The sequence below is a fragment of the Sphingosinicella rhizophila genome (assembly GCF_032378825.1).
GTDB lineage: Bacteria > Pseudomonadota > Alphaproteobacteria > Sphingomonadales > Sphingomonadaceae > Allosphingosinicella > Allosphingosinicella rhizophila.
Window position 1 is genome coordinate 101,484 of the sequence record NZ_JAVUPU010000002.1, and the last position, 12,026, is coordinate 113,509.

Annotated in this window: 11 protein-coding genes; all 11 read left to right on the forward strand. The window is 63.6% G+C overall.

Going from position 1 to position 12,026, the window contains the following annotated elements:
* Window positions 1-95: 95 nt before the first annotated feature.
* The 11 genes from RQX22_RS03595 (at window position 96) to murG (ending at window position 12,022) form a co-directional block, all read left to right on the forward strand.
* Complete coding sequence (locus RQX22_RS03595) at window positions 96-335, forward strand: hypothetical protein (protein ID WP_315723743.1); 240 nt, start codon at window positions 96-98, stop codon at window positions 333-335.
* Window positions 336-820: 485 nt separating this feature from the next.
* The gene (locus RQX22_RS03600; RefSeq protein ID WP_315723747.1) at window positions 821-1,306 is read left to right on the forward strand and encodes a division/cell wall cluster transcriptional repressor MraZ; all 486 of its coding nucleotides are present in this window, start codon (window positions 821-823) and stop codon (window positions 1,304-1,306) included.
* On the forward strand, window positions 1,303-2,259 hold the full coding sequence (gene rsmH, locus RQX22_RS03605; RefSeq protein ID WP_315723748.1) for a 16S rRNA (cytosine(1402)-N(4))-methyltransferase RsmH: 957 nt from the start codon (window positions 1,303-1,305) through the stop codon (window positions 2,257-2,259). The genes RQX22_RS03600 and rsmH overlap by 4 nt, the downstream gene beginning before the upstream one ends.
* Window positions 2,256-2,813, forward strand: a complete 558-nt coding sequence (locus tag RQX22_RS03610; protein WP_315723749.1) for a hypothetical protein — start codon at window positions 2,256-2,258, stop codon at window positions 2,811-2,813. The genes rsmH and RQX22_RS03610 overlap by 4 nt, the downstream gene beginning before the upstream one ends.
* Window positions 2,810-4,507 (forward strand): peptidoglycan D,D-transpeptidase FtsI family protein, encoded by a 1,698-nt coding sequence (locus RQX22_RS03615; protein WP_315723750.1) that lies wholly within the window; start codon window positions 2,810-2,812, stop codon window positions 4,505-4,507. Before RQX22_RS03610 ends, RQX22_RS03615 begins: the two co-directional genes overlap by 4 nt.
* A 3-nt stretch (window positions 4,508-4,510) precedes the next feature.
* On the forward strand, window positions 4,511-5,926 hold the full coding sequence (locus tag RQX22_RS03620) for a UDP-N-acetylmuramoyl-L-alanyl-D-glutamate--2,6-diaminopimelate ligase (RefSeq protein ID WP_315723751.1): 1,416 nt from the start codon (window positions 4,511-4,513) through the stop codon (window positions 5,924-5,926).
* Window positions 5,923-7,302 carry a UDP-N-acetylmuramoyl-tripeptide--D-alanyl-D-alanine ligase gene (locus RQX22_RS03625; protein ID WP_315723752.1) on the forward strand — a complete coding sequence of 460 codons (1,380 nt, stop codon included), beginning with the start codon at window positions 5,923-5,925 and terminating at the stop codon, window positions 7,300-7,302. The genes RQX22_RS03620 and RQX22_RS03625 overlap by 4 nt, the downstream gene beginning before the upstream one ends.
* Window positions 7,302-8,372, forward strand: coding sequence for a phospho-N-acetylmuramoyl-pentapeptide-transferase (mraY, locus tag RQX22_RS03630; protein WP_315723753.1), 1,071 nt, complete (start codon window positions 7,302-7,304; stop codon window positions 8,370-8,372). The genes RQX22_RS03625 and mraY overlap by 1 nt, the downstream gene beginning before the upstream one ends.
* On the forward strand, window positions 8,369-9,658 hold the full coding sequence (gene murD / locus RQX22_RS03635; RefSeq protein WP_315723754.1) for a UDP-N-acetylmuramoyl-L-alanine--D-glutamate ligase: 1,290 nt from the start codon (window positions 8,369-8,371) through the stop codon (window positions 9,656-9,658). The genes mraY and murD overlap by 4 nt, the downstream gene beginning before the upstream one ends.
* A 10-nt stretch (window positions 9,659-9,668) precedes the next feature.
* Complete coding sequence (locus RQX22_RS03640) at window positions 9,669-10,862, forward strand: FtsW/RodA/SpoVE family cell cycle protein (RefSeq protein ID WP_315723755.1); 1,194 nt, start codon at window positions 9,669-9,671, stop codon at window positions 10,860-10,862.
* A complete protein-coding gene (gene murG, locus RQX22_RS03645; RefSeq protein WP_315723756.1) occupies window positions 10,859-12,022 on the forward strand; it encodes an undecaprenyldiphospho-muramoylpentapeptide beta-N-acetylglucosaminyltransferase in 1,164 nt (387 codons plus the stop codon). Before RQX22_RS03640 ends, murG begins: the two co-directional genes overlap by 4 nt.
* Window positions 12,023-12,026 lie beyond the last annotated feature (4 nt).

Genomic DNA, 12,026 nt, shown 5'->3' on the forward strand with positions numbered 1-12,026 from the left:
ATCCATGGTCTTCAAGGCGTCGTGAGCCGCGGTTCGACAAATACGCACCTTTCGGTTAGACCCATGTCGCTTTGGGGCATGGGAGTATCGGCTTCATGCAGCGCGTTCGCATCGGCCTTACCGGCCTTGCCTTCGTTTTCGTCTTTGTCCTGCTGGCCGCCATCTTCACAAGGCCCAGCGAGGAAGAAGCGATAACGGCGAATACGATCGAGCAGAAAAGGGTGGATAGCGGCGGCAATGAAGCGCAGCCGACCGAACCTCTTGCGGAACTCGGTGTCGTTCCGGGCAATGCTGATAATGTGAGTGCGACCGATCCGGCGTCTGCGGAACGGTGATTGCTTCCAGTCAGGCGAGATCGCCTGACTCATAAAGCCGGAAGATAATGAATCCGGGGTCGGTTTCCGGAACGGTCCAGTTGAACTGGCGAGCTGGAAAGGCGCCCTCTCGGTGTGCCTTCGCTCGCAATGCGTCTGTGCCCCGTCGCAAGGCGCGGGCGGCCCAAGCGCGCAAATGAGAGCCGGTGGGTCGCGCGGAGTCGCCGATCGCGCATGGCAACGCTCTCCCCCAGATTTATCCACAGCCCGATCCCATGGAACAACCGCAGAACAAGTTGAGGAACAAACCACGAAATGGGCTCTATCTCCCTCTGATTGGCATGAAATCCCCATGTAGGGCATCAAAACCCCTTCCCTACCCATCCGCTTCCTGTTATTCACACTGCCTTAAAGTTTCGGGGCACTCCTGCTGACGGCAGTCACGCGGCGCAAAGACATGTGCGTCCGCGAAGGGGAGGGGTCCGTCTAGGGGAGCGGATCGAAAGTTGGACTTGGAACACCTCTTCAACGGAAGCGCGCTGAATGCGGTGGACGCCAAAGGGCGTCTGTCGGTGCCGGCGTTCATCCGAGGTGTGATCGAGCGTCGGTCCGATGCCAAGGCGGTGGTGATCGGTGCCCATGAGGTGGATCCGTGCCTGACCGCTTATGATCGCGGCTATGGCCGCTACCTCCAGAACGAGATCGAACGTCGCCGCCTGATCGAGGAAGAGCAGGGCGGGACGTCCCAGGCCCATTTCGCGCGCGCCCGTCGTACCTTCGGCATCGTCGAAGACGTACCCTATGATACGAGCGGCCGCATCATCCTGCCCCCGATGATGCGCCGTAAAGGAAAGATCGAGGACCTGGCGCTGTTCGTCGGCGTCGGCGGTACGTTCGAAATCTGGAACCCTCATGTCGCGCTCGAAAGCGGAGACGAGGGTCTCAGGGATCTCGCCGCTTACCGGCTGGAAGAGCGGGGGATCGCTCCATGAGCGCGCCCGCCCATCATGTCCCCGTGCTTCTCGCTGAGGTGATGGCGGCGCTTTCGCCGCGCCAGGACGAAGTTCATGTCGACGGCACCTTTGGTGCCGGCGGCTATTCCAAGGCCATGCTAGATCTGGGTGCGCGTGTATTTGCGTTCGATCGCGACCCGGATGCCATCCGAGAGGGATGTATCCTCGAGGATGAAAGCGGGGGGCGCCTGACGCTTGTGCCGGAACGTTTTTCCCGGATGCGTCAGGCGCTTGCCGATCGTGGTGTCGACTCCGTCGACGGTGTCACGCTCGATATCGGCGTTTCCTCCATGCAGCTCGACCGCGCTGACCGTGGCTTCTCCTTCCAAGCGGACGGGCCGCTCGACATGCGCATGAGCCAGCAAGGTCGGACCGCGGCTGATTTCCTCAACAACGCGGCCGAAGAAGAGATTGCGGACATACTCTATCATTATGGTGAGGAACCGAAATCCCGCCGCGTCGCCCGCGCGATCGTGGCTGCCCGGCCGATCGAGCGCACCGGTCAGCTGGCCACGGTGGTGCGCAAGGCGCTCGGCCACCATCCAGGCATGAAGAAAGACCCGGCGACCCGCACTTTTCAGGCGATCCGCATCTATCTGAATGAGGAACTTCAGGAACTGGAGGGCGGCCTGGAGGCGGCCGAACAAGTGCTCAAGGCCGGCGGTCGGCTCGCCGTGGTGACGTTTCACAGTCTGGAGGACCGGTTGGTGAAGCGATTCCTGAAGGCGCGCAGCGGCAGCCTGCCGACCGGCTCACGCCATCTCCCTGAACGGAAATCGGCCGCGCCGTTGCCCAGCTTCGAAGCGGTCGCGAGACCAGTCCGGGCCGGCGAACAGGAGCTCGCCGCCAATCCGCGCGCACGTTCCGCGACGCTCCGCGTCGCCCGCCGCACTGCGGCATCGTCATGGTCAAGGGAAGGAGTGCCGGCATGATGGCGCGTGGTTTCAGGTCGGTCGGATGGGTCGCGGCCGTGGGTACGGCGGCGCTGGCCTGCTACATGCTTTCGCTGCAGGTCGCCACCGAGCGCGCCGAGCTTGCCAGCGTCGAGCGCAAGATCATCGCGACCAAGCAGGAAATCAGGTCGCTGCAGACCGAGCTTGGAACGCGTGGCCGGCTGTCCCAGCTCGAGCGGTGGAACGCGGACGTGCTGGCCTTGTCCGCGCCGGCATCCGGCCAATTTCTGCAGAGCGAATTCACGCTTGCCCGCTTCGACCAGCGCGAAAGGACGATCGAGGAGAAAACTGCCGTACGCCTGGCTTCACTGGAAACGCAGAAGCAGGAGAATGCCCCCGCTCTCCGCCGGGCGGTGGCCGAGGTGCGGGAGCCGCTGCGGCCGCCGCAGGCAGTGATCCATCGCGCAAGTTTCCAAACGCCGCCGGCTGAGGTTGCTGCCGCCAAGCCCGTCCTCATCGACGACAAGCTTGCCCGCGAGATCGGAGCCGCGGCGCATGCTGAAACGGGCCGGAGGACCAAAGCAGGCCAATGACCGCTCTTGCCGTCGAACCGGAACGGGCAAGGCTCGCCGGCGATCGGCAGCAATCAATGGCGCTCACTTATCATCGGCTGATGCTGATGATGCTGGTTTTCGCTGGCGTGACCTTGCTGATCGTGGTGCGGCTGCTGTTCCTGCAGCTCTTCACCGATCGTAGCGTCGTCCCTGTGGGTAATCCGCTGCTTCCGGCGCGGGGTGACATTGTCGATCGTAACGGCGTGCCTCTTGCGCGGACCATCGATGCCTGGTCGATCGCTGTCCACCCGCGCAAGCTGCTTGGCGATCCGGACGAGCTTGCGGTGAAGCTCAATGAACTCATCCCGGAACGGAGCGTCGCGCAATATCGGGCGATGCTGACCTCCGACAGGAATTTCACCTATCTGAGTCGGCGTGCCGCTCCCGAGTTGGTCGCCGCCGTCAACGCATTGGGCGAACCGGCGATCGTCTTCGATCGCGAGCCGGAGCGCCTCTATCCCCAGACCGTCATGGCGTCGCATGTGCTGGGTTGGACGGACATGGACGGACGCGGTGTGGCCGGAATGGAGCGCGTCCTCGACGAGCGGCTGAGTGATCCGGCGAAACGCGGTACCCCGGTCGCATTGTCGATCGACGCTCGGGTCCAGGCCGTTCTCGAGAGCGAGCTGAGCGCAGCGATGACGAAGTTCAGCGCAATCGGCGCTGCCGGGATCGTCATGGATATCGAGACGGGGGAGGTGCTCGCCCTGGCGTCCCTGCCGCAGCTCAATCCCAACGCGCCTGGTCAAAGTGCGATCGAGGCTGGATTCAACCGAGCGACCCTGGGTGTCTATGAGCTCGGATCCACCTTCAAGCCTTTCACGGTGGCGATGGCGATGGACGCCGGTGTCGTAAAAGGCTTCGGCCAACACTATAATTGCCCGGCCGGGCTGAAGGTCGGCCGCTTCACGATCACCGACACCCATCCGTTTGGACGCAGTTGCACCGTCGCGGAGATCATGAAGGAATCGTCGAATATCGGCACTGCCCAGATCGCAGCCGAACTCGGCGGCGTTCGCCAAAAGGAATTCCTTCGGAAGATGGGATTCCTGGAGCCGATCTCGATCGAATTGAACGAACGCGGCCGCACCCTGACGCCTGGCAGCAATTGGGGAGAGGTTGCCACCATGACGGTGGGCTATGGTCATGGCATTGCCGTGACCCCGCTTCACCTGGCGAGCGGCTATGCCACGTTGTTCAACGGCGGCTTTTGGCGTCCAGCGACATTGCTCAAGCATGATCGCGGGCATCCGGTGCCTAAAGGAAGGCGTGTGTTCACCGAGGATACGTCGTACCGCATGCGGTCGCTGCTGCGACTGGTCGTTACCGAAGGAACCGGCAAGAAGGCGGACGCACCCGGATATCGGGTCGGCGGCAAGACCGGTACGGCCGAAAAGATAAGCGGCGGGCGCTATACCGGCGCCGCCGTGGTCACGACCTTCGCCGGCGTATTCCCGATGGACAAGCCGCGTTATGTCGTCGTCGCCATGCTCGACGATCCCAAGGGAACGGCCGATACCTATGGGTTCCATACGGCCGGCTGGAACGTCGCGCCGGTCGTGTCGCGCGTCATCGGCCGCACCGGGTCCCTGCTGGGCGTCCGTCCGAACGAAGCCGTCGATGCCGACATGCAGGAGGTTCTTCGCTACGTTCAACGTGAACAGGCGCATTGATCGATGCGCTTGGCGGATCTTGCGGGGATCGAGTCCGATTCTCAGGTCACCGGCTTTGCCATCGACCATCGCAAGGTCGCGCCGGGAACGGTCTTCGGCGCCTTTCGGGGTGCGGTCTTCAACGGCGAGGATTTCATCCCGGATGCAGTGAGAGCGGGCGCTGTGGCGGTCGTCGCTCGCCCGGACGTCCTTGTCGAAGGCGCCGCCCATATCCCCGCGGACGAACCGCGGCGCGCATTTGCCAGACTGGCGGCACGCTTCTTCCAGCCTTTCCCGGGCACGGTGGTGGCCGTCACCGGCACCAACGGCAAGACCAGCAATGTCGAACTCACTCGTCAATTGTGGCGGATGGCCGGACATCATGCCGCTTCGATCGGTACGCTTGGCGTCACTACCGCCGATGACCAGGTGACGACCGGACTCACCACACCGGACATCGTGACTTTCCTGTCGAATATGGCCGGTCTGGCGCGGGAAGGGGTTACGCATGCCGCCTTCGAGGCATCCAGCCATGGTCTTGCCCAGTTCCGGACCGAGGGGCTTCCAGTCCAGGCGGCGGCCTTCACAAATTTCAGCCGCGATCATCTCGATTATCACCAGACGATGGAGGATTATTTTCACGCGAAGATGCGCCTCTTCGCTGAGGTGGTGGAGCCTGATGGGACCGCAATCGTCTGGATGGACGACCCGAAATCGGAGGCAGTGGCGCGAATCTGCCGCGAACGCGGGCTTCGCCTGTTCACGGTAGGCGAAAATGGCGAATCGCTACGGTTGAAGGCGCGCGCGGCCACCCAGTTCGGCCAGAGCCTGACCATCTGCTCCGGCGGCACGGACCATGTCGTCCAATTGCCGCTGATCGGCGCCTATCAGGCCGCCAACGCGCTCACGGCTGCGGGCCTCGTTATCGCCACGGGAGGCGAACTCAAGCAGGTTCTTGCAAATTTGGCGCGGGTGCAGCCCGTGCGCGGCCGGCTTGAGCGGGCCGTGATCAGCCGTGCTGGCGCGCCCGTCTATGTCGATTACGCCCATACGCCCGACGCGATCGAGGCCGCCGTGGAGGCGCTTCGCCCCCATGCCAGGGGGCGGCTGATCCTCCTTTTCGGCGCCGGTGGCGACCGTGACGCCGGCAAGCGCGCCGAAATGGGCCGGGCGGCCGCGCGCCTCGCCGACCTCGTCATCGTTACAGACGATAATCCCCGCAGCGAGGATCCCTCAGCTATACGCAGGCAGATCATGGAAGGCTGCCCTGATGCCCGCGAGATTCCGGGCCGCCGAGAGGCAATCGCCGGCGCGATCGCGGAAGCGCAACAGGACGATATCGTTCTGCTGGCTGGCAAGGGACATGAACAGGGTCAGATCGTCGGGAACAGGGTGCTCCCATTCGATGACGTCCAGGTGGCGCGGGAGTGCGCCGCATGACCCCGCTCTGGACCTCCGACGAGATCGAAGCCGCCACTGGGGGACGGGCGCAAGGTGCGTTCGCGGTGGAAGGCGTGGCGTTCGATTCGCGCGAGATCGAGCCGGGCGATCTTTTCGTCGCGATGAAGGGTGAAGCCACGGACGGGCATCTTTTTGTCGCCGGCGCGTTTACCGCCGGTGCGGCTGGAGCCCTGGTGAGCGAGGCCATAACGGGCCCGCACGTGCTGGTCGGGGATACTGCCAAGGCGCTGGACGATCTCGGCCGCCATGCGCGGCAGCGGAGCCGGGCCCGCATTTGCGGTGTTACAGGCTCGGTCGGCAAGACAGGTACGAAGGAAGCGCTTTTCGCGGCGCTTGACCGGTTCGCGCCCGGACGCGCCCACCGGTCGGTCAAGAGCTACAACAACCAAACCGGCGTGCCGTTGTCGCTGGCACGGATGCCGGCTGACGCCCGCTTCGGCATCTTCGAAATGGGTATGAGCGCCGCCGGCGAGCTTTCGGCCCTCACCCGGCTGGTCAGACCGCACGTGGCGATCGTCACCGCCATCGCCCCGGCGCATCGCGCCTTCTTCGCCAGCGACGAAGAGATTGCCGATGCAAAAGGGGAGATCTTCGAAGGCCTCGAGGATGGCGGGATCGCCATCATCCCCTATGACAGCCAGCATCGCGACCGGCTGGCAGCGGCGGCCCGCCCGCATGCCGCCGAGATCCGCACCTTCGGGCTTGGGGAGGGCGCCGACATAAGGGCGCTGGACGTGGTCGCCTCGCCGGCCGGCGGAAGTCTGGTGACGGCCTCGTTGCCGGATGCCGAACTCACCTTCACCATCTCGCAGCCGGGCGAACATTGGGTTTCCAACGCGCTGGCCGTACTTGCCGCAGTTCAGGTCATGGGCGGGGATCTCGCCGCGGCCGGCCTTGCCCTCGCCGACATGGCCGGCTTGAAGGGCCGGGGGGAGCGGCGCCGGATCCCGCTGGCGGGCGGCGAGGCCTTGCTGATCGATGAAAGCTATAACGCCAATCCAGTCTCCATGGCCGCGACTCTCAAGACCTTTTCCATCCAGCCCGTGCGCGGGCGGCGGATCGCCGTGCTCGGCGCGATGCGCGAACTTGGCGCCGATTCAGACATGTTTCACGCGGGCCTGGCGCAACCGCTGGAGGCGGCGCGGGTCGATTATGCTATTTTGGTGGGCGAAGAGATGGCACCGCTTGCGAAAGCGCTTGGACAGAGGCTGGAAATATCGCATGTGCCCGACGCGGCTTCGGCCATCGGCCTTGCGCGAGAGGCGGTGGCTCCGGGCGATGCGTTGCTCGTCAAGGGTTCGAACTCCATCGGTCTGGCCGCCCTTGTCGAGGCGCTGGCAGACGGGAAGAGCTGATGTTTCTCTGGTTATCAGAACAATTGGGTTTCCCGGGCCTTCTCAACCTCTTCCGTTACATCACCTTTCGTGCCGGCGCGGCAACCGCCACCGCTTTGTTCATCGGCCTGCTGATCGGCCCGAAGTTCATCGGATGGCTGCGCGTTCGGCAGGGCAAGGGCCAGCCGATCCGCAGCGACGGACCGGAAAGCCATTTTTCCAAGCGCGGCACGCCGACCATGGGCGGGCTGATGATCCTGACCTCGCTGACCGTGGCGATGCTGCTGTGGATGGATTTGTCCAACCGTTATCTGTGGGCTTGCCTCTTCATCACCGTGGGCTTCGGAATCATCGGTTTCCTCGACGATTATGACAAGGTCACCAAACGCAGCCACAAAGGCATTTCCGCCCGCATGCGGCTGTTCGCCGAATTCGTGGTCGCGGCGATCGGGTGCTGGATCATCAGTTGGGGTGCCGGGACCGAGCTCTACATCCCGTTCTACAACGGCCCCGTGATCGATCTGGGGCCTTTCTATATCGTCTTCGCCGCGTTCGTGGTCGTCGCCTTCGGCAATGCGGTCAATCTCACCGACGGCCTCGACGGGCTCGCCACCATGCCGGTAATCATCGCCAGCCTCGCTTTCCTCGCCATCTCCTACCTGGTCGGCAACGCCGTCTTCTCCGCCTATCTCGGCATTCCCTATGTGCCGGGGGTCGGACATCTCACCGTCCTTTGCTCGGCGATCATCGGTGCCGGCCTCGCATTCTTGTGGTTCAATGCGCCGCCGGCCGCCGTTTTCATGGGCGATACGGGCAGCCTCGCTTTGGGAGGCGCCCTCGGAGCGATCGCCGTCGCCACCCAGCATGAAATCGTGCTGGGCATCATCGGCGGGCTGTTCGTTGTCGAAGCCATGTCGGTGATCATCCAGGTCTTCTTCTACAAAAAGACCGGCAAGCGCGTCTTCAAAATGGCGCCTATCCACCATCATTTCGAGCAGATGGGGTGGTCGGAGCCGACGGTCGTCATCCGCTTCTGGATCATCAGCTTCGTGCTCGCTTTGGCCGGTCTGTCGACGCTGAAGCTCAGATGATCACGGGCCCATCCTTCGCCGGTCGGAACTATGCGGTCCTGGGGCTTGCGCGTTCCGGCAGGTCGGCGGTCGAGACGCTGGCGGCGAGCGGTGCCACGGTCATGGCCTGGGACAGCCGTGAAGAGGCGCGGGCCGCCGTCGCGGACAAGGCCCGCCTCGCCGATCCACTGGTGACCTCGCTCTTCGGCTTCGCTGCGATCGTGGTTTCTCCGGGCGTGCCACTGAACCGGCATCCGATCGCGGGTCGTGCGCGCGAGGCCGATGTCCCGCTCATCGGCGACATCGAACTTTTCGCTCAAGCGCGGCCATCTTTGCCGCCGCACAAGGTGATCGGAATTACGGGCACCAACGGCAAGTCGACGACGACAGCACTCATCCACCACATTGTGAAGAGCGCCGGCCGTCCCGCCCTGATGGGTGGCAATATCGGCATTCCGATCCTGTCCCAGGACCCTTTGCTGCCGAACGAGGAAGGCGAAGGCGTCTATATCCTCGAACTTTCCTCATATCAGATAGATCTCACCCAAAGCCTCGATTGCGATATCGCGATTCTGCTGAACATCAGTCCCGACCATCTCGATCGCTATGACGGGGTGGAGGATTATGCGGCGTCGAAGGCGAGGCTGTTCGCGATGCAATCGCCCGACCGTCTCGCCATCGTCGCCGACGAGGACGATTTCAGCCGGGCGATAGCCGGGCAATTGGTGGGCCGGAAAATGCTGGTTTCATCGGACCAGATCAAGGATCAATCACGCTGGCCATCGCTTCAAGGCCCGCACAATGCCCAGAATCTCGCCGCGGCCGTGGCCGCCGCGCGCGCGCTTGGAATCTCCGATCGGGTCATTGCCGACGCGCTCGTCACTTATGCCGGCCTGCCGCACCGCATGGAGCGGGTCGCCGAGAAGAACGGAATCCTTTTCGTCAACGACAGCAAGGCTACCAATCCGACCTCGGCGGCGCCTGCGCTTGCCGCTTATCCAGCAGTCCACTGGATCCTCGGCGGGCTCGCCAAGTCCGATGATCTGCAGGCTTGCGAGCCTTATCTGGACCATGTTCGGGGTGCTTATACGATTGGCGAAGCGGGCCCGATGTTCGCCCAATTGCTGGCCTCCAAGGTGCCGGTGACCGAGTGCGAGATGCTGATCGAGGCGGTCGGCGTGGCGGCCGAGGCGGCGCAGCCGGGCGAAGTCGTCCTGCTGTCGCCGGCCTGCGCATCGTTCGACCAGTTCAGAGATTATGAGGCCCGTGGCGATGCTTTCCGGGCGGCGGTAGAGGCATTGGCATGAGGACCCGCGGATGAATGTCGTCGAACAGGCAAGGATGAGCGGCTCGGCCCGGCTCGGCCGTTCCGATCGCAGCGCACTGGGTCGCTGGTTCTGGGAGATCGACCGGGTCCTGCTCCTGCTCGTCGCGGTCCTGATCGCGATCGGCCTCATCGCCGTTGCTGCGGCCTCTCCTGCCGCCGGATCGCGTTATTCGGGCGGTGACGTCAGCTTCGCGCCGCTCCATTATTTCTATCGGCAGCTGATGTGGATCATCGTCGCCATCCCTGTGATGATCGGCGTATCCATGCTGCAGAAGGCGACGGCGCGCAGGCTGTGTCTGATCGGAGCCCTCATCTTCACAGCCTTGCTGTTCGCCGTTCCGATCATCGGTAACGAGGTGAACGGCGCCCGCCGCTGGATCGGCGTCGGTTTCGCGCAATTTCAGCCGTCGGAATTCCTGAAACCCCTTTTCATCGTCTCGCTTGCCTGGCTGCTGTCGCTCAAGGATCGCGATGCGGGACTGCCGGTGGTACCTCTGTCCGGAATCCTGACGGCATTGGTTGCATTGTTGCTGATGCAGCAACCCAATTTCGGCGAGACCATCATATTCGCCGCCGCCTGGGTAATGCTGCTAACCCTTTCCGGCGCTTCGCTCCGCTTCCTCGGCATTCTGGGAGTCGCGGCAATGGTCGGGATCGTGCTCGCTTATTTCTTTTATCCGGTGGCAACTGCGCGCATCGACGGGTTTCTCTTCGCCGGGGGCGACACCTACCAGACCGATTCCGCCCTTCGGACATTGACCGCGGGTGGACTGTTCGGTGCCGGACCTGGCGCCGGAGTCCGCAAGTTCCATCTGCCCGAGCCTCATACCGACTATATCTTCTCGGTCATCGGCGAAGAATTCGGCATCATCGCCTGTCTCGCCATTGCAATCATTTACCTGGTGATCGTCGCGAGGGTCCTGATCCGCCTGTTGCATGAAGAGGATAGTTTCATCGTGTTCGCGGCTGCCGGACTGGTCACGCAATTCGGATTGCAGGCCCTCATCAACATGGCCGTGAATGTCCAGATCGCTCCATCCAAGGGAATGACACTGCCGTTCATCAGTTATGGCGGCTCTTCCATGGTGGCGCTGTCGATCGGCATGGGCCTCCTGCTCGCCTTCACGCGCCGCAACCCCTATCTGCACCGTTCGCCCTATGTGGTGAAATGGAGCGGTGGATGACGCTTTCGCGCCATTATGTGCTCGCCGCCGGCGGCACCGGCGGCCATATGATTCCGGCCCATGCGTTGGCCGAGGAATTAATCCGGCGTGGCCACAGGGCTGCCCTCGTCACCGATGCCCGCGGTGCGCGCATCCCCGGCCTGTTCAACGGGGTACAGGTGCATGTCCTTCCTGCCGGCAGGCTTGGCGGCGGGCCGATCGGCTGGTGGCGGGCGCTGCGCAACATTTATACCGGCCGCGCCATGGCGTCTCGGCTGTACGAGACATTCCGACCGGCGGCGGTGATCGGCTTCGGCGGCTATCCGGCGCTTCCTGCCTTGATGGCAGCGCAGCGAGACGGGATCCCGACCTTGGTTCACGAACAGAATGCGGTGCTCGGCAGGGTGAATCGCCTGATGGCGCGCAAGGTGGATGCCATCGCCACCGCTTATCCCGACATCGACCGTCTGTCGCCCAAGCATGAACCCAAGGTTCATCTTGTCGGCAATCCAGTGCGGGAGGAAGTGCTGGAACTTCGCGATCAGCCCTATCCAGCGCTGAGCGAAGACGGTGTCTTCCGGATTCTCGTCACCGGCGGCAGCCAAGGGGCCACGATCCTGTCTCACGTCGTCCCGGATGGCCTGGGCTTGCTGCCCGAGCATTTCCGCAGGAGGCTGCAAGTCACCCAACAATGCCGGACCGAGGATATCGACCGGGTCCGGTCCGTCTATGCCCGTCTCGGCATTCCCGCCGATCTTGCCACCTATATTACCGACATGCCGGAAAAGCTGGCCTGGGCCCATCTGGTCATCGCCCGGGCTGGCGCTTCGACCATTGCCGAGCTGACCGCGGCGGGCCGTCCCGCGATCCTGGTGCCGCTTCCGTCCGCGACCGACGATCACCAGACCGCCAATGCGCGCGAGATGGCGAAGACAGGCGGCGCGCGCATGATCGCCCAGAGGAATTTCACGCCGATCGAGCTCGCCAAGCAGATGCAGAAGCTGGGCCTCTCGCCTGCGGCGCTCGGCAATGCGGCCGATCGTGCCAGGCTGGTCGGCCGGCCAGACGCGGCCAGGGATCTCGCCGATCTTCTGGAGCGGACCGGTCAGGAACTTGGTTCCGATCCCCTTGTCGCAGAGGAGATGGTGCTGCGTCCCGTCTCCGGTGGAGCCTTTGCGTGAAGCG

Bases quoted from the DNA above. Each gene is read 5' to 3' on its own strand.
- murD (WP_315723754.1), top strand. From the start codon at position 8,369: ATGATCACGGGCCCATCCTTCGCCGGTCGGAACTATGCGGTCCTGGGG.
- RQX22_RS03610 (WP_315723749.1), top strand. From the start codon at position 2,256: ATGATGGCGCGTGGTTTCAGGTCGGTCGGATGGGTCGCGGCCGTGGGT.
- RQX22_RS03595 (WP_315723743.1), top strand. From the start codon at position 96: ATGCAGCGCGTTCGCATCGGCCTTACCGGCCTTGCCTTCGTTTTCGTC.
- rsmH (WP_315723748.1), top strand. From the start codon at position 1,303: ATGAGCGCGCCCGCCCATCATGTCCCCGTGCTTCTCGCTGAGGTGATG.
- mraY (WP_315723753.1), top strand. From the start codon at position 7,302: ATGTTTCTCTGGTTATCAGAACAATTGGGTTTCCCGGGCCTTCTCAAC.
- RQX22_RS03625 (WP_315723752.1), top strand. From the start codon at position 5,923: ATGACCCCGCTCTGGACCTCCGACGAGATCGAAGCCGCCACTGGGGGA.
- RQX22_RS03620 (WP_315723751.1), top strand. From the start codon at position 4,511: ATGCGCTTGGCGGATCTTGCGGGGATCGAGTCCGATTCTCAGGTCACC.
- RQX22_RS03615 (WP_315723750.1), top strand. From the start codon at position 2,810: ATGACCGCTCTTGCCGTCGAACCGGAACGGGCAAGGCTCGCCGGCGAT.
- murG (WP_315723756.1), top strand. From the start codon at position 10,859: ATGACGCTTTCGCGCCATTATGTGCTCGCCGCCGGCGGCACCGGCGGC.
- RQX22_RS03640 (WP_315723755.1), top strand. From the start codon at position 9,669: ATGAATGTCGTCGAACAGGCAAGGATGAGCGGCTCGGCCCGGCTCGGC.